This window comes from Tessaracoccus yangjingae (assembly GCF_055326235.1).
This window is the reverse complement of record NZ_JBUZNN010000003.1, coordinates 13,776-39,001: the sequence shown is the minus strand read 5'-3', so window position 1 is coordinate 39,001 and position 25,226 is coordinate 13,776. Positions and strand designations below refer to the sequence as shown.

At 70.9% G+C, this 25,226-nt stretch carries 21 protein-coding genes and 1 pseudogene; 21 read left to right on the top strand and 1 reads right to left on the bottom strand.

What is annotated here, in order from left to right:
• Positions 1-8 precede the first annotated feature (8 nt).
• The 19 genes from aroC to rpe all read left to right on the top strand — a co-directional run bounded on the left by aroC (position 9) and on the right by rpe (position 19,211).
• Positions 9-1,205, top strand: a complete 1,197-nt coding sequence (gene aroC, locus ACZK5D_RS05490) for a chorismate synthase (protein ID WP_463664570.1) — start codon at positions 9-11, stop codon at positions 1,203-1,205.
• Positions 1,202-1,699, top strand: a complete 498-nt coding sequence (locus ACZK5D_RS05485) for a shikimate kinase (protein WP_458993938.1) — start codon at positions 1,202-1,204, stop codon at positions 1,697-1,699. The genes aroC and ACZK5D_RS05485 overlap by 4 nt, the downstream gene beginning before the upstream one ends.
• Positions 1,696-2,769, top strand: a complete 1,074-nt coding sequence (aroB, locus tag ACZK5D_RS05480; RefSeq protein WP_463664569.1) for a 3-dehydroquinate synthase — start codon at positions 1,696-1,698, stop codon at positions 2,767-2,769. The genes ACZK5D_RS05485 and aroB overlap by 4 nt, the downstream gene beginning before the upstream one ends.
• Positions 2,770-2,788: 19 nt before the next feature.
• On the top strand, positions 2,789-3,421 hold the full coding sequence (locus ACZK5D_RS05475) for a hypothetical protein (protein ID WP_463664568.1): 633 nt from the start codon (positions 2,789-2,791) through the stop codon (positions 3,419-3,421).
• Positions 3,418-4,356, top strand: a complete 939-nt coding sequence (locus ACZK5D_RS05470) for a hypothetical protein (protein WP_463664567.1) — start codon at positions 3,418-3,420, stop codon at positions 4,354-4,356. Before ACZK5D_RS05475 ends, ACZK5D_RS05470 begins: the two co-directional genes overlap by 4 nt.
• A 79-nt stretch (positions 4,357-4,435) precedes the next feature.
• Positions 4,436-4,999 carry an elongation factor P gene (efp, locus tag ACZK5D_RS05465; protein ID WP_458993942.1) on the top strand — a complete coding sequence of 188 codons (564 nt, stop codon included), beginning with the start codon at positions 4,436-4,438 and terminating at the stop codon, positions 4,997-4,999.
• The gene (gene nusB / locus ACZK5D_RS05460) at positions 5,000-5,425 is read left to right on the top strand and encodes a transcription antitermination factor NusB (protein ID WP_463664566.1); all 426 of its coding nucleotides are present in this window, start codon (positions 5,000-5,002) and stop codon (positions 5,423-5,425) included.
• Positions 5,426-5,443: 18 nt separating this feature from the next.
• Complete coding sequence (carA, locus tag ACZK5D_RS05455; protein ID WP_463664565.1) at positions 5,444-6,568, top strand: glutamine-hydrolyzing carbamoyl-phosphate synthase small subunit; 1,125 nt, start codon at positions 5,444-5,446, stop codon at positions 6,566-6,568.
• Positions 6,568-9,870: a carbamoyl-phosphate synthase large subunit gene (gene carB / locus ACZK5D_RS05450; protein WP_463664564.1), complete on the top strand. Its 3,303-nt coding sequence runs from the start codon at positions 6,568-6,570 to the stop codon at positions 9,868-9,870. The genes carA and carB overlap by 1 nt, the downstream gene beginning before the upstream one ends.
• The gene (locus ACZK5D_RS05445; protein ID WP_463664563.1) at positions 9,867-10,925 is read left to right on the top strand and encodes a quinone-dependent dihydroorotate dehydrogenase; all 1,059 of its coding nucleotides are present in this window, start codon (positions 9,867-9,869) and stop codon (positions 10,923-10,925) included. Before carB ends, ACZK5D_RS05445 begins: the two co-directional genes overlap by 4 nt.
• Positions 10,922-11,731 (top strand): orotidine-5'-phosphate decarboxylase, encoded by an 810-nt coding sequence (pyrF, locus tag ACZK5D_RS05440; protein ID WP_463664562.1) that lies wholly within the window; start codon positions 10,922-10,924, stop codon positions 11,729-11,731. The genes ACZK5D_RS05445 and pyrF overlap by 4 nt, the downstream gene beginning before the upstream one ends.
• A gap of 101 nt (positions 11,732-11,832) precedes the next feature.
• Positions 11,833-12,144: an integration host factor, actinobacterial type gene (gene mihF, locus ACZK5D_RS05435; RefSeq protein WP_458993948.1), complete on the top strand. Its 312-nt coding sequence runs from the start codon at positions 11,833-11,835 to the stop codon at positions 12,142-12,144.
• Between the two features lie 26 nt (positions 12,145-12,170).
• Complete coding sequence (gmk, locus tag ACZK5D_RS05430) at positions 12,171-12,728, top strand: guanylate kinase (protein WP_463664561.1); 558 nt, start codon at positions 12,171-12,173, stop codon at positions 12,726-12,728.
• Between the two features lie 25 nt (positions 12,729-12,753).
• A complete protein-coding gene (gene rpoZ, locus ACZK5D_RS05425) occupies positions 12,754-13,107 on the top strand; it encodes a DNA-directed RNA polymerase subunit omega (RefSeq protein WP_463664787.1) in 354 nt (117 codons plus the stop codon).
• A 91-nt stretch (positions 13,108-13,198) separates the two neighbouring features.
• On the top strand, positions 13,199-14,386 hold the full coding sequence (metK, locus tag ACZK5D_RS05420; protein ID WP_463664560.1) for a methionine adenosyltransferase: 1,188 nt from the start codon (positions 13,199-13,201) through the stop codon (positions 14,384-14,386).
• A gap of 3 nt (positions 14,387-14,389) precedes the next feature.
• The gene (locus ACZK5D_RS05415; protein ID WP_463664559.1) at positions 14,390-16,324 is read left to right on the top strand and encodes a primosomal protein N' family DNA-binding protein; all 1,935 of its coding nucleotides are present in this window, start codon (positions 14,390-14,392) and stop codon (positions 16,322-16,324) included.
• Complete coding sequence (fmt, locus tag ACZK5D_RS05410; RefSeq protein WP_463664558.1) at positions 16,321-17,235, top strand: methionyl-tRNA formyltransferase; 915 nt, start codon at positions 16,321-16,323, stop codon at positions 17,233-17,235. The genes ACZK5D_RS05415 and fmt overlap by 4 nt, the downstream gene beginning before the upstream one ends.
• Complete coding sequence (locus ACZK5D_RS05405) at positions 17,196-18,536, top strand: RsmB/NOP family class I SAM-dependent RNA methyltransferase (RefSeq protein ID WP_463664786.1); 1,341 nt, start codon at positions 17,196-17,198, stop codon at positions 18,534-18,536. The genes fmt and ACZK5D_RS05405 overlap by 40 nt, the downstream gene beginning before the upstream one ends.
• A 21-nt stretch (positions 18,537-18,557) precedes the next feature.
• Positions 18,558-19,211, top strand: a complete 654-nt coding sequence (gene rpe / locus ACZK5D_RS05400; RefSeq protein ID WP_463664557.1) for a ribulose-phosphate 3-epimerase — start codon at positions 18,558-18,560, stop codon at positions 19,209-19,211.
• Here rpe and ACZK5D_RS05395 read toward each other — a convergent pair.
• Positions 19,205-20,068, bottom strand: coding sequence for a proteasome assembly chaperone family protein (locus tag ACZK5D_RS05395; protein ID WP_463664556.1), 864 nt, complete (start codon positions 20,066-20,068; stop codon positions 19,205-19,207). The genes rpe and ACZK5D_RS05395 overlap by 7 nt on opposite strands.
• Positions 20,069-20,110: 42 nt before the next feature.
• On the opposite strand from ACZK5D_RS05395, the gene metH reads away from it, so the two are divergent.
• Positions 20,111-23,584 (top strand): methionine synthase, encoded by a 3,474-nt coding sequence (metH, locus tag ACZK5D_RS05390; RefSeq protein ID WP_463664785.1) that lies wholly within the window; start codon positions 20,111-20,113, stop codon positions 23,582-23,584.
• Positions 23,574-25,171: pseudogene (locus tag ACZK5D_RS05385) on the top strand (HAD-IA family hydrolase). Before metH ends, ACZK5D_RS05385 begins: the two are co-directional and overlap by 11 nt.
• Positions 25,172-25,226 lie beyond the last annotated feature (55 nt).

Genomic DNA, 25,226 nt, shown 5'->3' with positions numbered 1-25,226 from the left:
TGGCGCCCATGCTTCGTTACCTGACCGCCGGGGAGTCCCACGGCCAAGCGCTCATCGCGACCATGGAGGGCATCCCCGCCCACGTGCGGGTGGGCGTCGAGGAGATCTCGGCCAACCTCGCCCGCCGTCGGCTGGGGGCGGGCCGCGGCGCGCGGATGAAGTTCGAGGCGGACGAGGTCACCCTCCTGGGCGGCTTCCGGCACGGGGAGACCCTCGGCTCGCCCATCGCCATCATGGTGGGCAACACCGAGTGGCCGAAGTGGCAGCAGGTGATGGCCCCGGGAGAGGTCGACGAGGACGTGCTGGCGGCGCTCGCCCGCAACGCGCCCCTCACCCGTCCCCGCCCGGGCCACGCGGACCTGGCCGGCATGCAGAAGTACGGCTTCGACGAGGCGCGCCCCATCCTCGAGCGCGCCTCCGCCCGCGAGACGGCGGCCAGGGTGGCGTTGGGCACCGTCGCCCAGGCGTTCCTCAGCCAGGCGCTGGGCATCGAGGTGCTCAGCCACGTCGTCGAGCTCGGGCCCGTGCGCGCCACGCGCGGGGACCTGCCCACGCGCGCCGATCTCGACGCCATCGACGCGGACCCCGTGCGCTGCTTCGACCCTGAGGCATCGGCCGCCATGCAGGCGGAGGTGGAGTCCTGCCACCGCGAGGGCGACACGCTGGGCGGGGTCGTCGAGGTGGTCGCATGGGGCCTTCCCCCGGGCCTTGGCTCGCACAGTCAGGGGGACCGGCGGCTCGACGCACGGCTGGCCGGCGCGCTCATGGGCATCCAGGCGATCAAGGGGGTCGAGCTGGGCGACGGGTTCGACCTCGCCCGGCGCCGCGGGTCCGCCGCGCACGACGAGATCCTGCCCGGCGACGGCGGCATCCACCGCGCAACCCATCACTCGGGAGGCACCGAGGGCGGCATGTCCACCGGTGAGGTGCTGCGCGTCCGCGCCGCGATGAAGCCGATCGCCACCGTGCCCCGCGCCCTGCGCACCATCGACACCGCCACCGGCCAGGCGGCGGCCGCCCACCACCAGCGCTCCGACGTGTGCGCGGTGCCCGCGGCCGGTGTCGTCGCCGAGGCCATGGTCGCGCTCGTCCTCGCGGAGGTGGTGCTCGAGAAGTTCGGGGGAGACTCGGTGGCCGAGACCAGCCGCAACGCATCGGCCTACCTGGCCGACGTGGAGGCCCGCGGACTCAGGATCGGCCGATGACCATCGTCCTCATGGGGGCCCCCGGCGCCGGCAAGTCCTCCGTCGGGCGGCGCCTGGCGAAGAAGCTCGGGCGCACCTTCGTCGACGTGGATCAGCGGATCGAGGAGGTGGTGGGCAAGCCTGTCGCGGAGATCTTCGCCGACGAGGGCGAGGCCCACTTCCGCGCCCTGGAGCAGGACGCCACCCTGGAACTGCTCAACACCTACGACGTGGTGGCGCTCGGCGGCGGCGCGGTGATGAACCCCGTCATCCGCGAGGCCCTCGCCGGGCACGAGGTGATCTGGCTCAAGGTCTCCATCGGGCAGGCGACGCGGCGCGTGGGCATGAACACCGTCCGGCCCTTGCTGCTCGGCAACGTCCGCGGGCGGCTCATCGAGCTGCTGCGCGAGCGCACTCCCGTCTACGAGGCACTGGCGACGCAGACGGTGGAGACCGACGGCCGCGGATGCGCCGACGTCGCCGACACCCTCGCCGCCGAGAGGATGGCCGGATGAGCGTCCGCGTCGAGTCCGCCCTGGGCCCCTACGACGTCCACATCGAGCGGGGCGCCGTCGACCGGCTCGCGGACCTGGTGCGCGACGCCAGCCGGGTCGCCGTGATCCACGGGCCGGCCGTCGCGGCCACCGCGCGCGGCCTCGCCGAGAGCCTGGGGGTCCCCGTCACCCTGATCGAGGTCCCGGACGCCGAGCGGGCCAAGACCCCCGAGGTGCTCGCCCACTGCTGGGACGCCATGGCGGCGGCCGGGCTCACCCGCAACGATCTCGTCGTGGGCATCGGCGGCGGCACCACGACGGACCTGGCCGGCTTCGTCGCGGCCACATGGCTGCGCGGGGTGGGCTACGTCAGCGTCCCCACCACGGTGCTGGCGATGGTCGACGCCGCAGTGGGGGGCAAGACCGGGATCAACCTGGCCGCGGGCAAGAACCTGGTGGGCTCCTTCTACGAGCCCCGCGCCGTGCTGTGCGACCTGGCGCTCCTCGACACCCTCCCGCCGCGTGACGTCCGGGCCGGGCTGGCCGAGGTGGTCAAGTGCGGATTCATCGCCGACGCGCAGATCCTGCGCCTCGTCGAGGAGGATCTGGACGACAGCGCCGACACCACAGGGGCGCGCTTCGCGGAGCTGGTGGAGCGGGCGGTCGCCGTCAAGGCGGCGGTGGTCGCCGTCGACTTCCGCGAGGCCACCTCCACCGGGTCCCGCGTGGGGCGCGAGGCACTCAACTACGGGCACACCCTGGGGCACGCCATCGAGGCGCACGCCGGGTACACCTGGCGCCACGGCGACGCGATCAGCGTGGGCATGGCCTGGATCGCCCGGGTCTCCCGCGACGCGCTCGGGCTGCCCGCCTCCTCCGTCGCGCTGCACGACGAGCTGCTCGGCGGTCTGAGCCTGCCGCTCCGCTACCGGCCGGATGCCTTCCCGGAGCTGCGGACGTTGATGAGCCTCGACAAGAAGGCCAGAGGGTCACGGCTGCGCCTGGTCGGTCTCTCGGCCCTGGGCAGTCCGCAGATCATCGAGGGCCCCTCGGACGAGCTGCTCGCGGCCGCCTACCGCGAGCTCGGCTGATCGGCCTGGGCTGACCGCCATGGCCGACGTCCTCGCCGCGCTGCTCGCGGCCCTCACGCTCGACAAGGCCGCCATGTCGGCGGTGGGCACCTGGGACGCCGTCGGAGTCGCCGCGCTCGCCTCGCTGTCGACGTTGCTCGGGCACGGCGCCGTGCTCGCGCTCAACCGGATCAGGGGCCTGCGCCTCCTGTCCACGCTGCTGCTCAACGCCGTGGTGCTGTCCTTCCTCAGGATCCTGCAGGCCGCCATCACCTGGACGGTCGCCGGCATCGTGCTGGGGCGTCCCGTCGCCCTGCTCGAGTTGGTGACCATCGCGCTCCTGTCGCTGGCACCCCAGGTGTTCGGCGTGGTCACGGCCATGCCGCACGCCGGGCTGTTCGTCGGCCGGATGCTGGAGGCGTGGCAGTACCTGGTGCTGGTCGTCGGAGTCAGCGCCGCGTTCGGCGTCACGCCCGCCACCGCGCTCGGCATCACGCTCGCCGGGTGGGTGGTCATGCAGATGGTCTCCAGACTCCTGCGGGTGCCGGCCACCTGGCTGGGCTCGAAGCTCTGGACGCTGGCCACCGGGCGGCCGACCATGGTGACCGCACGCGACATCCTGGCCGGCACGCCGCTCATGCCGGTCGAGGCGCAGGCGGTGAGGAGGCCGTGATCACGTGGGCGCTGGGCATCCTGCTCATCACGGTGGTGGTCCTGGCCGTGCTGTCCCCGCTGGAGTCGGCCCGATGGTGGGCGGACCGCGGCGAGGTGGAGATCAGGCGCACGTTCGACGAACTGCCCACCCGCGAGGTGGCGGACGCCGACGACGCGGAGACCTACCTGGTCTACCTCTCGGGCGTGGGTGACGTGGGCGGCAACCGGCTGCTCGACAGGGAGACCGCCTGGCTGGAGACCCTCAGGGAGGCCCTCCCGCGCACCCGGGTGATCTCCGACGTGTTCCCCTACGCCGTCGACAACCGCGGCCTGCTGCAGCGCGCGACGGAGCGGCTCTGGGCCTGGCTCGACCAGGGCCGCCGCAACCGGCGGCTGAAGGGCCTCCACATGCTCATCAACGCGCGCAACGTGCTGCACGTGCTCGTCTCGGCGGATCCGCGCTACGGCCCGGCCCACAACATCGGCCTCGCGCAGGAGATCTGGCGCTCGCTCCAGCGGCACGGATACCGGCCGGGCAGCAGACGCCGGGTCATCCTCGTGGGGTACTCCGGCGGGGGCCAGATGTCGATGGGGGCCGCCTGGTTCCTCTCGGCCGCGGGCGTGCCGATCTCGGTGATCTCCATCGGCGGGGTCTTCGGCGACGACCCCGGCCTGGACCGGGTCGATCACCTCTGGCACCTCACCGGCACCGCGGACCGGGTGCACCTGATCGGCCCCGTCGCGTTTCCGGGCCGGTGGCCCACCGCCCCGCTGTCGTCGTGGGGGAGGGCCGTGCGCGAGGGTCGCGTGACCCGGCTCACGATCGGCCCCATGAACCACGACGGGGCGCAGGCGTACTTCGGGCGCAGGGCCGTGGCCGAGGACGGCCGGACATACGCCGAGGTCACACGTGACGCCGTCGCCGGGATCGTGGAGGGCATCGCCCGCGGGTAGGTGATCCCCGGCCGCGTCGGGTAGACTGCCGCGTTGGCCGGACAGCGCCGCTGAGACACCGCGAACGAGGAGACCCTGCATGGCGTCAACCAATGATCTGAAGAACGGAATGGTGCTCGACCTCGACGGTCAGCTCTGGCAGGTGTTGTGGTTCCAGCACCACAAGCCGGGCAAGGGCAACACCGTGGTCCGCTCGAAGCTCAAGCACGTGCTCACCGGCAAGATCATCGACCGCACGTTCAACTCCGACACCAAGGTCGACACCGCCACCGTCGACCGCCGCGAGATGCAGTACCTGTACCTCGACGGCGACGACTACGTCTTCATGGACAACACGTCCTTCGAGCAGTTCCACGTCTCGGCCGAGACCGTCGGGGACGCCAAGGACTACATGCTGGAGAACCAGACCGCCATCGTCGCCACGCACGAGGGTAACCCACTGTTCATCGAGCTCCCCGCCGCCGTCGAGCTCGAGGTGACCTACACCGAGCCCGGCCTGCAGGGTGACCGGTCCACCGGCGGCACCAAGCCCGCCACGCTGGAGACCGGCAAGCAGATCCAGGTGCCGCTGTTCATCACCACCGGCGAGCGCATCAAGGTCGACACCCGCGACGGGTCCTACCAGGGCCGCGTCTCCTCGTAGATGGAACCCAAGCCCCACTACTCGACCCAGACGAAGGCCCGCAAGGCCGCCCTGGACATCCTCTACCAGGCGGAACTGCGGGGGGACTCGCTGGCTGAGACGTTCGCCGAGCAGCGCTCACTCGCCGGCGGCGTGGTGCGTGAGCTCACCACCCGCATCGTGCTGGGCGTGGCCGAGCACCAGCTGGAGATCGACCAACGCATCGCGGAGTCGACGTCCAGCACGTGGCCACTGGAGCGGATGCCCGCCGTGGACCGTAATCTGGCCCGGATCGCCGTGTACGAACTCGACTACTCGGATGTGCCGGCCCCGGCCGTCATCTCGGAGGCCGTCAGGCTCGCCGGAGATCTCTCGACAGACGATTCCCCGACCTTCCTCAACGGACTGCTGTCCAAGGCCCTGGCGGCCAAGCCGACCACGAACTGACGATCAAGCGAGGTGCGCATGAGTTCCCTTCCTGCGATTCTGGTATTGGAGGATGGGCGCGTATTTCGTGGCCGGTCCTTCGGTGCCTCCGGTGAGACGTTCGGCGAGCTGGTGTTCTCCACCGGCATGTCGGGCTACCAGGAGACCCTGACCGACCCCAGCTACCGCGGACAGGTGGTGCTCGCGACCGCGCCGCACATCGGCAACACCGGATGGAACGACGAGGACGACGAGTCGGGCCGAATCTGGGTGTCCGGCTACATCGTGCGTGACCCAGCCCCCAGGCCGTCCAACTGGCGCTCACGGCGCAGCCTGGACTCCGAACTCGCGGCTCAAGGCGTGGTGGGCATCAGCAGCATCGACACCCGGGCACTCACCCGCCACATCCGCGACCGCGGCGCCATGCGGGTGGGTATCTCCACCCAGACCCTCAACCCCGAGGCGCTCCTGGCCAAGGTGATCCAGCAGCCGCAGATGGCAGGCCAGGACCTCACCGCGGACGTCACCACGGCGGAGACCTACATGGTCCCGGCCGTGGGGGAGAAGCGGTTCACGGTGGTGGCGGTGGACCTCGGCATCAAGTCGATGACCCCCGTCCAACTCGCGGCGCGCGGTCTCGAGGTGCACGTCGTCCCGGCGCACGCCACCTACGAGCAGATCAGCGCCTTCAACCCCGACGGCGTCTTCTTCAGCAACGGCCCTGGAGATCCTGCCACGGCCGACGGCCCGGTAGCGGTGCTCCGGCAGGTGCTCGACGCCGGCACCCCGTACTTCGGCATCTGCTTCGGCAACCAACTGTTCGGCCGGGCGCTCGGCCTGGGCACCTACAAGCTGAAGTTCGGCCACCGCGGTATCAACCAGCCCGTCATCGACCGCACCACCGGCAAGGTGGAGGTCACCGCGCACAACCACGGCTTCGCCGTCGACGCCCCCCTCGACGGCTCCGTCGAGACCCCCTTCGGGGCGGTGACGGTCAGCCACGTCTGCCTCAACGACGACGTGGTGGAGGGCCTGGAGCTGCGCCGGGACGGCCGCCTGACCGGGTTCTCCGTGCAGTACCACCCCGAGGCCGCCGCCGGTCCGCACGACGCCAACTACCTGTTCGACCGCTTCGTCGACGTCATGAACGCAAAGGACGCCTGATGCCCCGTCGCACCGACATCTCCTCGATCCTTGTGATCGGCTCCGGCCCCATCGTCATCGGCCAGGCCTGCGAGTTCGACTACTCGGGTACCCAGGCCTGCCGGGTGCTGCGCGAGGAGGGCTTCCGGGTCATACTGGTCAACTCCAACCCCGCCACGATCATGACGGATCCGGACTTCGCCGACGCCACCTACGTGGAGCCGATCACGCCCGAGTTCGTCGAGCGGGTCATCGCCAAGGAGCGCCCGGACGCCGTCCTCGCCACCCTCGGCGGCCAGACGGCCCTCAACACCGCCATCGCGCTGCACGACAACGGCGTGCTGGAGCGGTACGGCGTCGAGCTGATCGGCGCCTCCGTCGAGGCCATCCAGCGCGGCGAGGACCGCGAGCAGTTCAAGGACATCGTGGTGTCCATGACCGACATCGCGGGCGGCGCACCTGAGGTGGCCAGGTCGCAGATCTGCCACACCCTCGACGAGGTGCTCGCCGCCGCGGAGGCCCTCGGCTACCCCGTCGTCGTGCGCCCCAGCTTCACGATGGGTGGCGTCGGGTCCGGCTTCGCCCACGACGAGTCGGAGCTGCGCCAGATCGCCGGCGCCGGGCTGTCCGCGTCGCCTGTCACCGAGGTCCTCATCGAGGAGTCCATCCTCGGATGGAAGGAGTACGAACTGGAGGTCATGCGCGACAAGGCCGACAACGTCGTGATCATCTGCTCCATCGAGAACTTCGACCCCATGGGCGTGCACACCGGGGACTCGATCACCGTGGCGCCAGCCATGACGCTCACGGACCGCGAGTACCAGCGCATGCGCGATGTCAGCATCGGCATCATCCGGGCGGTGGGCGTCGACACCGGCGGCTGCAACATCCAGTTCGCGGTCAATCCCGACGACGGCCGGCTGATCGTCATCGAGATGAACCCCCGCGTGTCGCGCTCCTCGGCGCTCGCGTCGAAGGCCACGGGCTTCCCGATCGCGAAGATCGCGGCCAAGGTGGCGGTGGGCTACACCCTCGACGAGATCCCCAACGACATCACGCAGGAGACCCCGGCCAGCTTCGAACCCAGCCTGGACTACGTCATCGTCAAGGTGCCGCGGTTCGCGTTCGAGAAGTTCCCGGCGGCGGATCCCATCCTCACCACCCACATGAAGTCCGTGGGGGAGGCGATGGGCATCGGCCGCAACTTCACCGAGGCCCTCGGGAAGGCGCTGCGGTCGCTGGAGGATCCGCGGGCGCCGTTCGACTTCGCGGCGCCGCTCCAGGACGTCGACGACCTCCTCGCGCGCGCCTCGAAGCCCCACGACGGCCGCATCCAGCTCGTCATGCAGGCGCTCCGCGCCGGCGCGACGGTGGAGCAGGCGTTCCAGGCCACGAAGATCGACCCGTGGTTCCTCGACCAGATGTCGCTCCTCCTCGAGGTCGCCCGCGAGGTGGAGGACGCACCGGACCTGACCCCCGAGCTGCTGCGCCACGCCAAGCGGCACGGGCTGTCCGATGCGCAGATCGCCTCCCTGCGCAACCTCAGCACCGATGTGGTGCGTGGCGTGCGGTGGGCGCTCGGCATCCGTCCCGTCTACAAGTCGGTCGACACCTGCGCCGCCGAGTTCGCCGCCGCCACCCCGTACATGTACTCGTCCTACGACGAGGAGACCGAGGTGCCGCCGCGCACCAAGGAGGCCGTCCTCATCCTCGGCTCCGGCCCGAACCGGATCGGCCAGGGGATCGAGTTCGACTACTCGTGCGTGCACGCCACCATGGCGCTCCGCGAGGCCGGGTACGAGACCGTGATGGTCAACTGCAACCCCGAGACGGTCTCCACGGACTACGACACCTCGGACCGGCTCTACTTCGAGCCGCTCACGGCCGAGGACGTGCTGGAGATCTACCACGCCGAGCTCAAGGCCGGCCCGGTGGCCGGGGTGATCTGTCAGCTCGGCGGGCAGACGCCGCTGAAGCTGGCCCAGGCCCTCAAGGACGCCGGCGTGCCCATCGTCGGCACCTCCCCTGAGGCGATCAACCTCGCGGAGGAGCGCGGCGCGTTCGGGCGGGTGCTGGCCCGCGCCGGGCTACCGGCGCCCAAGCACGGCATGGCCACCACCGCCGACGAGGCCACGGCCATCGCCGGCGAGATCGGCTACCCCGTGCTGGTGCGGCCCAGCTACGTGCTGGGCGGGCGCGGCATGCAGATCGTCTATTCCGACGACGCGCTGGAGGCCTACATCGCGCAGGCGACGGAGGTGGACGAGGATCGGCCGGTGCTGGTGGACCGCTTCCTGGACGACGCCGTCGAGATCGACGTCGACGCGCTCTACGACGGCACGGACCTGTACGTGGGCGGGATCATGGAACACATCGAGGAAGCCGGCATCCACTCCGGCGACTCGGCGTGCGCCCTTCCGCCGATCACGCTGGGCGACGCCCTGATCGACCAGATCCGCCACTACACCCGCGCCATCGCGGACGGCGTCGGGGTCCGTGGCCTGCTGAACATCCAGTTCGCGCTGCACGCCGACACCCTCTACGTTCTGGAAGCCAACCCCAGGGCCTCCCGCACGGTGCCGTTCGTGTCGAAGGCCACCAACACGGCGCTGGCCAAGGCCGCGGCGCTGATCATGCTCGGACGCAGCATCGCCGACCTCCGTGCCGGCGGCATGCTCCGGGCCGACGGTGACGGCTCGGTCCCCCTGCCGGGTGCGCCGATCGCGGTGAAGGAGGCGGTGATGCCGTTCAACCGTTTCCGGACGGCTACGGGCGCCTTCGTCGACACGCTGCTGGGCCCCGAGATGCGCTCGACGGGCGAGGTGATGGGTCTGTCGGACAACTTCGGCACGGCGTACGCCAAGTCGCAGGACGCGGGCGGCGGCCCCCTGCCGACCTCGGGCAAGCTCTTCGTCTCCATCGCTGACCGCGACAAGCGTCACGCCATCTGGCCCATCAAGCGCCTCGTGGACCTCGGGTTCCAGGTGCTGGCCACCAAGGGCACCGCGTCGGTGCTGCGCCGCAACGGCGTGGCCGCGGAGGAGGTACTGAAGCTCTCGGAGATGACCGCCGACCAGACGCAGCCGAGCATCGTCGACCTCATCATCTCGGGCGGCATCGACCTGATCTTCAACACCCCCGAGGGCTCCTCGTCGGGCGCCAGCACGCGCGAGGACGGTTACCTCATCCGGACCGCGGCCGTGCTGGCCGACGTCCCCGTCGTCACCACGGTGCCCGGCCTCGCGGCCGCCACGCAGGGGATCGAGGCGCTGCAGCGCGGCGAGGTGGAGGTGCGCTCGCTGCAGGAGTGGGCCGCGCGGTGACCTCCCCGGTCACCCGGGGGCTGCGGCTCGGCTACCACGGGCTGCGGGCCGGCCTGTTCCGCTACGCCGGTGGAGACCCCGAGCGCGTGCACGAGGACATGATCCGGGCGCTGTCCCACGCCCCCGTCAGGGGGCGCCCGCCCGTGGTGGACCCGGTGACGGTAGGTGGCGTCCGGTTCCCGAACCGCGTGGGGGTCGCGGCGGGGCTGGACAAGGACGGGTTGGCAGCCCAGGCCTGGCCGTGGTTCGGGTTCGGGTTCGCGGAGCTCGGCACCGTCACCGCGCTCGCCCAACCCGGCAACCCGAAGCCGCGCGTGTTCCGCGCCGTGGCCTCACACGGGATCGTCAACCGGATGGGCTTCAACAACCACGGCGCCGAGGCCATGGCCGGGACACTGCGCGCGAAGGGCGTGGCCCGCGGCAACGGTGCGTTGGGGATCCCGCTGGGCATCTCCATCGGTAAGTCGAAGGTGGTGGAGCTGGACCGGGCGGTGGAGGACTACCTGACCTCGTTGCGCCTGCTCGCGCCGCTCGCGGACTACGTGGCGGTCAACGTGTCGAGCCCCAACACCCCCGGCCTGCGCAGCCTCCAGGCCGCCACCGAACTCGCGGCGCTGCTCCGGGCGCTCACCGACGAGGCGGCAAGGCTCGACCCCGGGCGCCCCGTGCCGGTGTGGGTGAAGCTGGCCCCGGATCTGCGGGGCCAGGACCTGGCCGAGACGATCGCTGTGGTCAACGCCTCGGGTATCACGGGCGTCATCGCGACCAACACCACCCTCGCCCGGACCGGACTCGCACCCGCCGATGCGCACCTGGCCCGGGAGGCGGGCGGCCTCAGCGGCGCCCCCCTGACGGCGGCCGCCCTGGCCTTCGTCGAGAACCTCGCGCGCTCCACCCAACTCCCCGTTATGGGCGTGGGCGGCATCATGAGCCCCCGCGACGGCGCCCGCATGTTCGACGCGGGGGCCACGCTGGTGCAGCTGTACACAGGCTTCATCTACGAGGGTGCGGCGCTGGTGCGCGGCCTCCACGATCTGCGAAGGAACCCACGATGAACTACGCGTCCCGCCTGGCGGCGCTGACGGCGGAACGCGGCCGCCTGTGTGTGGGCATCGACCCGATGCCCAGCGTCCTCGACGCCTGGGGCCTTTCCCAGGACCTGTCAGGACTGGAGCGCTGCGCGCGGGGCATCGTCGAGGCGCTGGGGGAGAGGGTGGCGGTGTTCAAGCCCCAGTCGGCCTTCTTCGAGGCGTTCGGTTCCCGCGGCGTGGCCGTGCTGGAGAGCGTTCTGGCCGACATCCGCTCCGCAGGAGCCTTGAGCATCCTGGACGTCAAGCGCGGGGACATCGGCTCCTCGATGGCCGGCTACGCCGCCGCCTTCCTCGGCGATGCGGCTCCCACCAGGGCTGATGCCATCACGCTCAGCCCATACCTCGGGGTCGGGGCCCTGCGGCCGGCGATCGACGCCGCTGTCGCCGGCGGACACGGCCTCTACGTGCTCGCCCGGACGTCCAACCCGGAGGGCGCACCCATCCAGCTCGCGCAGAGCGGGGACGCCAGCGTTGCCCAGCATGTGGTCGACACCGTCGCCGCCCTCAACGAGACCGCCGACCACGCCGTCGGGCTGGTGGTCGGGGGAACCCATGCGGACCTCGGCTGCCGGCTCGACTCCTTCAATGCCTCCATCCTGGTGCCCGGGATCGGCGCGCAGGGCGGCACCATCGAAGGGCTGCGGGGCACGTTCGGGGCGGCCCTGCGCCACGTGCTGCCCACGGCCAGCCGCGAAGTGATCGGTGCGGGCCGGTCGGCCTTGTCAGGAAGGTTCGATTCCCTCCTGGCATCGACCGCCGCCCTCGGCTGATTCGTCGCCCATTTCGATCCGCGCAGGGGGCTGGCGCGGTACATTTCACGCAGGGCCCCACTTGGGGTTGTCTAGGACATATTTCGCGAAGGGGACTTCCGATGGCGATTCCTCAATTGAGCAGTGCTCAGCTCGAAGCCGCCCGCGAGGCGGCCACCCAGGCACGGCGTGCGAGGGCCGAACTCAAGGAGCAGGTGAAGAGCGGTGCGGTGTCGTTCACCGATGCGCTGAACAAGGCCGTCGGTGATGACACGCTGTCGCGCATCAAGGTGGTCGACCTCCTCCGCGCGATGCCGCGCGTCGGCATCACCCGGGCCTCGGAGATCATGGAGAACCTGCAGATCGCCCCCAACCGGCGCATCCGCGGCCTCGGCCGGCACCAGGTTGACCGCCTCAACGAGTTGTTCAAGTAGCGCCCGGGTCCCCTAAGCTCGGCCGGGTGAGCGCCTCTGTAGATGTCTGGGTGATCTCCGGCCCGAGCGCGGTCGGCAAAGGTACCGTGTGCGCCCGGCTGCGCGAGCTGCACCCCGAGCTCTTCTATTCGGTGTCGCTGACCACGAGGCCTCCGCGTGTCGGCGAGGTCGACGGCGTCAGCTACCACTTCGTCGACGTCGACGAGTTCCGGCGGATGATCGAGCAGGGGGAGCTGCTGGAGTGGGCCGTGGTGCACGGCACCCACTACTACGGCACCCCACGCACGCCCGTCGTCGAGGCCGTGGCAGCCGGCCGGCCGGTCGTGCTGGAGATCGATCTTCAGGGAGCCCGGCAGGTCAAGCGGAACCTCCCGTCCGCCCGGATCGTCTTCCTGGCCCCTCCCACCTGGGACGAGCTGGTGGCGCGCCTCCGCGGCCGGGGGACAGAGGACGAGGCGGCCCAGGAACGACGGCTGAGCACCGCCCGCCTGGAGCTCGAGGCGCAGGCCGAGGCGGATTTCGTCGTCGAGAATCGCCGGATCGAGGAAACGGTCGATGCTTTGGTAAGCTTGATGGGCCTGTGATCAGGCAGGACTCTCGAGAAGGATCATCTTGAACACTCAGCCAGAAGGCATCACGTACCCGCCGATCGACTCCCTGCTGGAGAACATCGACTCCAAGTACCGCCTGGTGCTGTTCGCCGCCAAGCGCGCGCGGCAGATCAACGCCTACTACTCGCAGCTCGGGGAAGGCCTTCTGGAGAACGTCGGCCCCATGGTGGCCGCCGCCCCTGAGGAGAAGCCGCTCTCCATCGCGCTGCGCGAGATGAACGAGGGCATGCTTCAGTACACCCAGATCGACCCCGAGCAGGAGGCCGCCGAGCGCACCGCCGAGGCGGACCCGGCGTTCTCGTTCGTTGACCCGTTCGCCGAAACGCCGCAGGACCCCAACCAGGCCTCCTGAACGGGCGCCCGACAGGGCTGAAGAGGGGGCGGCTTGTTGCCGCCGATGTCAACCCCACGATGCGGCTTGTCGCCGCGCTAGGAGTGCTCGCATGAGCCGTCTGTTCACCTCCGAATCCGTCACCGAGGGTCACCCCGACAAGATCGCGGACTCCATCTCGGACGCCGTGCTCGACGCGCTGCTCGAGCAGGATCCGGCCGCGAGGGTCGCCGTCGAGACCCTCGTCACCACCGGTCTGGTGGTCATGGCCGGCGAGGTGTCGACCACCGGCTACGTCGATGTCGCAGGGCTCGCCCGGCAGCGGATCCTCGACATCGGCTATGACTCGTCGCGCAAGGGGTTCGACGGTGCCTCCTGTGGTGTCTCTGTCGCCATCGGCGCGCAGTCGCCTGACATCGCCCAGGGCGTCGACGACGCGTATGAGCACCGTACGGGCGGTGAGGACGACGCGCTGAGCCATCAGGGCGCAGGCGATCAGGGTCTGATGTTCGGGTTCGCATGCACCGAGACGCCCACCCTCATGCCGCTGCCGATCGACCTCGCGCACCGCCTTGCGGAGCGCCTCACCGAGGTCCGCAAGACCGGAGCCCTGGACTACCTGCGGCCCGACGGCAAGACGCAGGTCACCGTCGAGTACGGCGACGACGGCCGGCCCGTCGGCATCGACACCGTGGTGGTGTCGTCGCAGCACAGCGCCGACGTCGGCCTGGACCGCATCCAGCCGGAGATCCAGCGCGAGGTGATCGAGCCGGTGCTCGAGCGCTACGGGTTCCACGCGCCACGCCGCGTTCTGGTCAACCCCACCGGCAAGTTCGTCATCGGCGGCCCCATGGGTGACGCCGGGCTGACGGGCCGCAAGATCATCGTCGACACGTACGGGGGCATGGCCCGCCACGGTGGCGGAGCGTTCTCCGGCAAGGACCCGTCCAAGGTGGACCGGTCTGCGGCGTACGCGATGCGGTGGGTGGCCAAGAACGTCGTGGCCGCAGGGCTCGCGGACCGGTGCGAGGTCCAGGTGGCCTACGCCATCGGCACGGCCCACCCCGTCGGCTTCTACCTGGACACCTTCGGCACGGCCGCCGTCCCGGAGGATCGGATCCGCGACGCAGTCCTGGCCACCTTCGACCTGCGCCCCGGCGCGATCGTGCGGGACCTCGAGCTCCTCCGCCCCATCTACAGCGACTTCACGGTCTACGGCCACTTCGGCCGTGAGCTTCCCAACGCCACGTGGGAGCGCACGGACCGGGCCGAGGCGTTGGCCGCCGCCGTCAAGGGCTGACCCGTGTCCCCGCGGGTGGCGCGGGTCGCCGTCGACGTGCCGCTGGCCCATCTGGACCGGTTGTTCGACTACGAGGTGCCCGAGTCGCTGGCGGAGGCCGCGGTGCCCGGGGCCCGCGTCAAGGTCCCGTTCGCGGGGACCATGCGGGACGGGTGGCTCATCGAACTGGCCGCCGCGTCCGAGGTCGCGTCCCTGGCCCGCATCGCCAAGGTCGTGTCGTCTGAGCCCATCGTGACCCCGGCCGTCCACGCCCTTATCCGGGCGGTCGCGGACCACTACGCGGGGACGTGGTCGGACGTCGCCAGGCTCGCCATCCCGCCGCGCCACGCGGCCACAGAGAAGGCGCCGCAGAGGGAGTGGCCCCAGCCCCGGCCGCCCGCCGCCGCCGCCGTGCTGCCCGCGTACCCCGAGGGCCGGGCCCTGCTCGACGCCCTGGCAGGTGGCCAGGCGCCCCGGGTCCTCTGGCAGGCCGCGGCGGTCTTCGGCGGGCCGGGGGACCTCATCGGGGGGGTGATCGAGGCAGTCGACGCCACGGTGCGTTCGGGCCGCTCGTCCGTCGTCGTCGTCCCCACCATGCGTGAACTCGCAGTGACGGCCGCCCGCCTCAAGGGCGCGTTCGGCCATGGCGCGGTGGGCGTGCTCGCCGCCGAGGCCGGCCGGTCCTCGCGCTACCGCGCCTACCTGGCCGCGTCGCGGGGCGAGGCGCGCATCATCGTGGGCACGCGCAGCGCCGTCTACGCGCCGCTGCAGGACCTCGGGCTCGTGGTCGTCGTCGACGACGGGCACGACGCCCATGCCGAGCTGCGTGCACCTCACCCCCACACGAGGGCCGTCGCGGTCATCCGTGCGGCGCGGCAGGGGGCAGCGCTGATCCTGGCCGGCCACGGCCGCAGCACCGAGGCGCAGGCCCTCGTCGAGCGCGGCTGGCTGAGGGACCTGTCCCTGACCCCGACGCAGGCGCGGCTGGTCTCCACTCCGGTGCGCGCCGTCGGAGAGGTGGACCGCGAGCGTGACCCGAGCGCCGCCCAGCTGCGCATCCCGTCGGTGGCGTTCAGATTCCTGCGTGACCACCTCCCCCAGGGACCCGTGCTGGTCCAGGTCCCCATGAGCGGGTTCTCGGGGGCATTGAGCTGCGCACGCTGCCTCAACCGGGCCGTGTGCCCCAAGTGCGGGGGGCCGATGAGAGAGCGTCAGCGCGGCGTGCCGGAGTGTGCCCTGTGCGGGCACACCCCCGTGCGCTGGTCCTGCCCCCACTGCCACACCGGCGGGCTGCGCACCCCGTTGCCCGGCGCGGCACGCACGGCCGAGGAACTGGCCAAGGCATTTCCCGGAGTGCTGGCCCTCAACAGCTCCGCGGACCGGATCCGCGACGGGGCCCCCGACGAGCCCGCCATCGTGGTGTCGACCCCCGGCGCGGAGCCCATCGCACCCATGGGGTACGCGGGCGTGCTGATCCTGGACGCGGAGGTCTCGCTCGGTCGCGCGGATCTCCGGGCCGCAGAGGAGTCGGTCAGGCGGTGGGCCACAGCGGCCGCGCTGGCGCGCGGTCCGCGCGAGGGCGGCTCGGTGCTCATCGTGGGACCCTCTCCCCACCCGGCCGTCCAGGCGCTGGTCCGCGCAGACCTGGCCGGCTTCGCGTCACGCGAACTCGCGGATCGCGCCGACGCCGGCCTGAGCCCGGCCGTCAAGCTCGCCCGCATCGTCGGCGAACCGGACGGCGTGCGTGACTTCCTCGACAATGACGACTGGGAGGGTGTCGAGGTGCTCGGCCCCACCGAGGTGGGACCGGACAGGTGGGCAGCGCTGCTGCGGGTACCCGTCGAGCGCGCCAAGGACCTCACCTCCCGCGTCAAGAGCGCCGCAGCCATCCGCTCGGCCCGCAAGGAGCGCGGCTCGCTCAGCATTCACGTCGACCCCGAGGCATTGGAGGACAGATGAGGCTCGTGTTCGCGGGGACCCCGCAGGTGGCGGTCCCCTCACTGGAGGCGTTGGTGGCATCGGACCATGAGGTGGTGGCCGTGGTGACCCGGCCCGACGCCCCTGCGGGCCGTGGGCGGAGGCTGACCCCGTCGCCCGTGGCCTCCCGGGCGGAGGAGCTGGGGATCGAGGTGCTCAAGCCGGATCACCCCCGGGATCCCGGATTCCAGGACCGGCTGCGGGAGATCGACCCGGACGTCTGCGCGGTGGTGGCATACGGGGCGCTGCTGCCCCAGTCGGCCCTCGACATTCCCGCCCACGGCTGGGTCAACCTGCACTTCTCCCTCCTGCCGCGGTGGCGCGGTGCGGCGCCCGTGCAACGGGCCATCATGGCCGGTGACCGGGAGATCGGCACGGCGTGCTTCAAGATCGTCCGGGCCCTCGACGCCGGGGACGTGTACCTCATGGAGTCCATCCCGATGCCGGACGCGACGGCGGGGGAGGTCCTGGACCTCCTGGCCGAGTCCGGAGCCCGCCAGTTGGTGACCGCCATGGACCTGGTGCAGGCGGGGCTCGCGCCCACGCCGCAGCTCACCGACGGGGTGACGATCGCCCCCAAGATCACCGTCGACGAGGCGCGCCTCGATTGGTCGCGGCCCGCGCACGAGCTGCGACGCCTCATCCTCGGATGCTCCCCCGATCCGGGGGCCTGGTGTGAGCTCGGGGGAGATCGATTCAAGATCTACCGGGCGGCCCTCGCCGCCGATGCGCCTGCCCTCGGGCAGGGCGAGATCGCGGCCACCCGGCGGCAGGTGTTCGTGGGCACCGGAACAGTCGCGCTGGAGCTGCTCGAGGTGCAGGCCCCCGGGAAGCGGCGTATGCCGGCCGCGGACTGGGCCCGTGGCGGCGTGGCGGGGACGGTGCTCGCGTGACCCCCCGTCGGCTCGCCTTCGACGTGCTGCGTCAGGTGACGGGCGAGGGCGCCTACGCCAACCTCGCCCTGGCCAAGCGCCTCGCGACCGCGGGCCTCAACTCCCGCGACTCCGGGCTGGTGACGGAGCTCGTCGCCGGAACGTGCCGCCTCATGGGCACCTACGACAGGATCATCGAGGCGGCCGCTGGTCGGCAGCTGTCGTCGCTCCAGCCGGCCGTGGTGGACATCCTGCGCCTGGGGGCGCATCAGCTGCTGACCATGGGCGTCAAACGGCATGCCGCGGTGGGCGCCACCGTGGACCTTGCCCGCGACACCGTCGGCCAGCGGGTCACCGGCGTCGTCAACGCCATTCTGCGCAAGGTCGCGGCCCGGACCATGGACGAGTGGACCCACCAGCTGGCCGCCGGCGAGGACACGATCGGCGCACTTGCGGTGAGGGGGCACCACCCCCGCTGGATCGTCGAGGCCTACGCCGATCTTCTCCCAGTCGAGGAGCTCGCGGACGCTCTGGCGGCCAACAACGTCAACCCGCGGCCGACCCTGGTGGTGCGTCCCGGGCTCGCGGCCCGCGAGGAGCTGGTGGATGCGCAGCCGACGGCATTCTCCCCGTTCGGGGCCGTGGCCGCCGGTGCGCCCGCGGATCAGCCGGCGGTCCGTGAGGGGCGGGCGGGCGTGCAGGATGAGGGCTCCCAGCTCGTGGCATGGGCCCTGGCGCGCACGGAGGCACCGGACGGCCCGTGGCTGGACATGTGCGCCGGCCCGGGCGGCAAGGCGGCGCTCCTGGCCGGCCTGGCCCGTGAGGCCGGCACCTGGCTCCTCGCCGGCGAATCGCAGGAACACCGGGCCCGTCTGGTGAGACAGTCGCTGGCCGCCTACCCGGACGGTCACGCCACCATCGCGGCGGACGGGACCTCACCCGCGTGGGGGCGCTCCTTCGCCCGCGTGATGGTGGACGTCCCCTGCACGGGATTGGGGGCGCTCCGGCGCCGCCCGGAGTCGCGGTGGAGGCGGGATCCCGCGGACGTGGCGGCGCTGGGGCAGCTCCAGCGCTCACTCCTGCGGCACGCGCTGGACTCGGTCGTGCCCGGCGGTGTGGTGGCCTATGTGACGTGTTCGCCGCACCGCGCCGAGACGGTCGAGGTGGTCGACGACGTGCTGCGGGAACGGCCCCATGTGAAGCGCCTCAGGGCGGCGGACGCGCTGCCGGTTGTGCCCGACTGCGCGCTCGGCGATGACGTGCAGCTGTGGCCCCACCGGCACGGCACCGACGCGATGTACCTCGCGCTCCTGCGCGGCTGACCGGCGGATAGGCTGTCGGGCATGCGCATCACGCCCAGCATCCTCAACACCGATTTCGCGAACCTGGCCGCCGAGATCGGCCGGATCCCCGGCGCGGACATGATCCACGTCGACGTCATGGACAACCACTTCGTGCCCAACCTCACCCTCGGCCTGCCTGTGGTGGAGTCGTTGCGCAAGGTGACCGGCCAGATGCTGGACATCCACCTCATGATCGAGGATCCGGACCGCTGGGCCCCCGCGTATGCGGAGGCGGGGGCCGAGTCGGTCACCTTCCACATCGAGGCAGCTGGAGCGCCCGTCCGTTTGGCCCGTGAGCTGCGCAGGCTCGGCGCCCGCGCGTCGATGGCGCTCAAGCCCGCGACCCCCATCGAGGGCTACGCCGACATCCTCGGCGAGGTGGACATGGTGCTTCTGATGACGGTGGAGCCGGGATTCGGTGGGCAGAAGTTCCTGGATCTGGTGCTGCCCAAGATCCGTCGGACCCGCAAGCTCATCGGGGATCGGCCGATCTGGCTGCAGGTCGACGGTGGCGTCAGCGCCGACACGATCGGGAGATGCGCGGAGGCCGGAGCGGACACCTTCGTCGCCGGTTCCGCGGTCTACAGCGCGCCCGACCCTGACGCCATGGTGCGCGAGCTGCGCGAGGCTGCCCTGGCAGCCTGCGGTCACTGACCGCCTGAGGCGGATCCGCCGTCGTCATCCTCGATCTGACGGCGGAGGAACTTCTCCAACTCGGCCGCGATCGTGTCGCCCGTGGCCTCCTGGACCTCCTCCTGGTCCCGTGCCTCCTCGAGCTGCTCGATGTACTCGGCAATGTCCGGGTCCTGCTGGCTCAGCTGATCCACGGCGGTGGACCACCGCTCGGCCTCCTCAGGGATGTCCTTGTGGTCAACGGAGATCTTGAGCACCCCCTCCAGCTCGGTGAGCAGCGCGTCCTGCGCCTTCGGGTTGGGTGGAGTGGAGACGTAGTGCGGCACCGACACCCACAGTGAGGCCGATGGGATGCGTTCGTGGATCATGAGCTGGCCCGCCACCCCGATCATTCCGGTGGGTCCGGTGTAGTCGCTGCTCTCCATCTTGAACCGCCTGCCCACCTCCGGATCCGAGGTGTAGAGCCCCACCGGGAGCGGACGCGAGTGGGGGGTGTCGCTCAGCATGGCCCCGAGGAACAGCACGATCTCGGGTTCGATCTGCTTGATCCTGCCGATCAGTTCGGTGGCGAAGCTCCGCCACAGCAGGTTGGGCTCAGGGCCCAGCATCACCACCAGGTCTCTCTCCGGGTGGTGCACGATGCGGATGCGCACCGCCGGCCATTCCACCCAGGGGCCGTCCGCCGCCCGGTGCAGCAGCGGGCGCGTGTGCTGGAAGTCGTAGTAACGCTCGTCGTCGATGATGCCGGCGTCGGAGCCCGGGTACGCCTCGATGAGGTGCCGCATCAGGTCACTGGCCGCGTTGCCCGCGTCGTTCCAACCGGAGAAGGCGATGACGACGGCGGGGTCGCGGAGCCCTTCCAACGGCGTGAACTGCATTGTTCCACCCTACCGTGGTGCCGGTAGCCTGTGCTGGTGTCGATAACCCTGTCTGAGCTGCTCAACCGTCGCGTCCTCGTCGCCGATGGGGCGATGGGGACGATGCTCCAGTCCTTCGGCGAACTGTCCGTGGACGGCGACTTCCTCGGCCTTGAGGGCTGCAACGAGATCCTCAATGTGACCCGGCCGGATGTCGTCGCGGCGGTGCACCGCGCCTACTTCGAGGCCGGTGCAGACGCGGTGGAGACCAACTCGTTCGGCACCAACCTGGCCGCGCTGGCCGAGTACGACATCGTCGACAGGCTGGAGGAGCTCGCGGAGGCCTCAGCCCGCATCGCCCGCGGCGTCGCGGATGAGTTCAGCACCGAGGAGCGGCCCCGGTTCATCCTGGGGTCCATGGGCCCCGGTACCAAGCTGCCCACGCTCGGCCACATCTCGTTCGCCGAGATCCGAGACGCCTACCAACGCCAGGTCGAGGCGATGATCCGCGGAGGCATCGACGCCGTCCAGATCGAGACCTGCCAGGACCTGCTCCAGGCGAAGGCCGCCGTCATCGCCGCGAAGCGCGCCCGCGACCGGATGGGCGTCGAGTTGCCCATCCTGGTCAACGTCACGGTGGAGACGACAGGCACGATGCTCCTCGGCTCGGAGATCGGCGCCGCGCTCACCACGCTCGAGGCGCTGGGAGTCGACTGCATCGGCCTCAACTGCGCGACCGGCCCCGCAGAGATGAGTGAGCACCTGCGGCACCTGTCGCGGCGCGCCGGCGTGGCCATCGGCGCCATGCCCAACGCCGGCCTGCCGGAACTCACCGCCGACGGCGCCCGCTACCCCCTGGGCCCCGAGGGCCTCGCCGACGCACTTGGCGGCTACGTGGAGGAGTACGGCCTGGCCGTCATCGGTGGTTGCTGTGGCACCACCCCGGAGCACATCCGGCTGCTGGCTGACCGCTACGCGGGGCGCGAAGTGATGCAGCGCAGTCCCGAGTCGGAGCGGTCCGCGTCGTCGCTGTACATCGAGGTGCCCTTCGCACAGGACGCCAGCCACCTCAACATCGGGGAACGCACCAACGCCAACGGCTCCAAGGCCTTCCGCGAGGCGATGCTCGCCGAGAACTGGGACGAGTGCGTAGACATCGCCAAGGCCCAGGCCCGCGACGGCGCGCACGTGCTGGACCTGTGCGTGGACTACGTGGGCCGGGACGGCGCCGCTGACATGGCGGTGTTGGCGTCCCGCCTGTCCACCTCGGTGACGCTGCCGGTCGTGCTGGACTCCACCGAACCACCCGTGCTCCAGGCCGGCCTGGAGCGGCTGGCGGGCAGGAGCATCATCAACTCGGTCAACTACGAGGACGGCGACGGCCCTGACTCGCGCTTCGGGCGCATCATGCCGATGGTGCGTGAGCACGGCGCGGCCGTGGTGGCCCTCACCATCGACGAGGAGGGCCAGGCCCGGACCGCCGAGTGGAAGGTGCGGGTGGCGTCGCGGCTGATCGACGACCTCGTCGGGAACTGGGGCATGAACGTCGGCGACATCCTGGTGGACTGCCTGACCTTCCCCATCGCCACCGGCCAGGAGGAGACGCGCCGAGACGGCATCGAGACCATCGAGGCCATCCGTGAACTCAAGGTCCGCTATCCCGGGGTGCGCACCACGCTCGGGGTCTCGAACGTGTCCTTCGGCCTCAACCCAGCCGCGCGGATGGTGCTGAACTCGGTGTTCCTGCACGAGTGCGTGGCCGCCGGCCTGGACTCGGCCATCGTCCACAGCGCCAAGATCATCCCGATGGACCGCATCCCGGAGGAGCAGCGCCGGGTGGCGCTGGACCTGGTCTACGACCGCCGCGACGGCGACTACGACCCGCTGACGACCTACCTGGAGCTGTTCGAGGGCGTCACCGCGGCCTCAGTCCGCGCCTCGCGCGCGGCCGAGCTGGCCGCACTGCCGTTGGCCGAACGGTTGCAGCGCCGCATCATTGACGGCGAGGGCAAGGGCCTGGCCGCGGACCTTGACGAGGCTCTGCAGGGCAAGCCGGCGCTCGACATCATCAATGAGGACCTCCTCGCCGGCATGAAGGTGGTCGGAGAGCTGTTCGGCTCCGGGCAGATGCAGTTGCCCTTCGTGCTGCAGTCCGCCGAGGTGATGAAGCAGGCGGTGGCCCACCTCGAGCCCCACATGGAGAAGACGGAGAGCGACGCGGGCAAGGGCACGCTGGTGCTGGCCACCGTCCGCGGCGACGTGCACGACATCGGCAAGAACCTCGTCGACATCATCGTCAGCAACAACGGCTACACCGTCATCAACATCGGCATCAAGCAACCCATCCAGGCCATCATCGACGCCGCCGAACAGCACGGGGCCGACGCCATCGGAATGTCCGGGCTACTCGTGAAGTCCACCCTCGTGATGAAGGACAACCTCGCCGAGCTGAACCGGCTCGGACTGGCCGAGAAGTACCCCGTGCTGCTGGGCGGGGCGGCGCTCACCCGCACCTTCGTCGAGCACGATCTCGGCGACATGTTCGAGGGGGAGGTGCGCTACGCCAAGGACGCGTTCGAGGGGCTCGCACTGATGGATGCGGTCATGGCCGTCAAGCAGGGGCTTCCCGGTGCCGCGCTCCCCGAGCCCCGCAAGCGTCGCTACGCCAAGACCTCCCTGGTCGAGGTCGTGGAACCGGAGCTCGGCGTCCGCTCGGACGTGGCGCGCGGGATCGATGTGCCCGCGCCCCCCTTCTGGGGCAGCCGCGTGGTGAAGGGAATACCCCTGGCGGACGTGGCCGCGTGGCTGGACCATCGGGCCACGTTCCTCGGGCAGTGGGGCCTGAAGCCGCTGCGCGGAGGCGCCACCTACGAGGAGCTCGTGGAGAGCGAGGCCATGCCGCGGCTGCGGATGTGGATGGATCGGATCAAGACCGACAACCTGGCGAACTTCGGCGTGGTCTACGGCTACTTCCCGGTGCACTCGGCCGGCGAGACCCTCATCGTCGGCTCGCCCGAGGACCCGTCGCGCGAGGTGGCCCGGTTCACGTTCCCGCGTCAGCGCCGCGACAAGCGGCTGTGCCTCGCCGACTTCTTCCGCGACGAGGAGGAGGCCGCGGCCCAGGGCCCGGATGTGCTCGCGATGCAGCTGGTCACCATGGGCAAGGAGGTGGCCAAGGCCACCCAGCGCATCTTCGAGGCCAACTCCTACCGCGACTACCTGGAGCTGCACGGGCTGTCGGTGCAACTGACCGAGGCGCTCGCCGAGCTGTGGCACAGCCGGATCCGCGAGGAGCTCGGATTCGGGACCAGCCCGGACATCACCGCCGCCATCCGGGACCAGGCCTACCGGGGATCGCGGTACTCGTTCGGCTATCCCGCGTGCCCGGACCTCGAGGACCGGGCCAAGCTGGTGGAGCTGTTGGACCCGTCGAGGATCGGCGTGGAACTGAGCGAGGAGCTGCAGCTGCACCCGGAGCAGTCCACGGACGCCATCGTCGTGCACCACCCTGAGGCGAAGTACTTCAATGCGGGCTGAGCCCAGTGCGGTCCTGTGGGACTTCGACGGGACGCTGGTGGACACCGAGCCGCTCTGGGCCGCCACCGAGCGCGAGATGCTCGCCGACTACGGCGTGCGCTGGGGCGAGGAGAAGATGATCGCCTGTCACGGTCAGCACGCGCTGATCACGGCCCAGATGATGGCCCACGACATGGGCATCCCCGAGCGTGCGGCGTGGGTGTGGCGGGAGCTGCACGAACGCATCGCCGATCAGATCCGCGCCACTGATCTTCCATGGCTGCCGGGCGCGCGGGAGCTGATGGCGGAACTCGCCGACGCCGACGTGCCGTGCGCCATCGTGACCGCCAGTGACCGGATCATTCTCGACGCCGCCCGTGAGCGGCTTCCCGCCAACCTGGACGTCATCGTCACGGTCGACGAGGTGGCGCAGGCCAAGCCGCACCCCGAGGGCTATCTCACCGCCGCCTCCCGCCTGGGAGTGGACGCGCGCGACGCCGTTGCGCTGGAGGATTCGGTGCCGGGGACCACCGCGGCGCTCGCGGCAGGGGCCGTGGTGTACGCGGTGCCGTCCATGGTGGAGTTGGCGCCGCATCCGCGGATGCATGTCTCCGCCACGGGGCTGACCACCTCCACCTGGGCCGAGCTGGCCCAGGTGTGGCGCGAGCTGAAGGAACAAGCATGAACCTCTCCGGCGTAAAGACCGGCCCGCTCCAGCCCGGTGACCGCGTCACGCTCACCGACAGCAAGGGGCGTCGCAAGTCCATCGTGCTGCGGGAGGGCGCCACGTGGCACACGACGAAGGGCGCGGTCAGCCACGACGACCTGATCGGGGGCCCCGAGGGCGTGACCGTGACCTCCGTCGGGGGCATGCAGTACCTGGCGTTCCGCCCACTGATGAGCGAGTTCATGGTCTCCATGCCTCGCGATGCCGCCGTCATCTACCCCAAGGACGCGGCCCAGATCCTGATGTGGACCGACATCTACCCGGGAGCGCGGGTGCTGGAGGCCGGCGTCGGCTCCGGAGCTCTCTCGCTGGCGCTGCTGCGGGCCATCGGTCCCGACGGCAGCCTGCACTCCTACGAGCGCCGGCAGCAGTTCGCCGACGTCGCCCGCGGCAACGTGGAGACCTTTCTCGGCGGGCCCCACCCGGCCTGGACGCTCACCGTCGGGGATCTCGTGGAGGCGATCACCGACGATCCGATCGACCGCGCCATCCTTGACATGCTGGCACCCTGGGAGTGCATCGACGCGGTGGGGGAGCGGCTCGTCGCCGGCGGGGTGCTCACCTGCTATGTGGCCACTGCCACGCAGCTGGGCAAGGTCGCGGACACGTTCAGGGCGCACGGCGGTTTCACGGAGCCGCACGCCACCGAGACCACCGTGCGGGACTGGCACGCCGAGGGCCTGGCCATCCGGCCGGGTCACGGCACCTCCGGACACACCGGGTTCCTCATCACCTCCCGGCGCCTGGCCCCCGGTGTTGCGGCCCCGATGCGGAAGCGTCGTCCCGCCCCCGGCGCGTACGGGCCCGACTACCAGGGCCCGCGTCCCGCGAACATCCCTGCCGAGCTGGGCGGACGGGAGGCGGGCAGTGCCGGCGAGTGAGTCCCTGGCAGACGGCGGTCGAGGTGGGGTCCGCCGTGGTCTGGCTGCGCCCGAG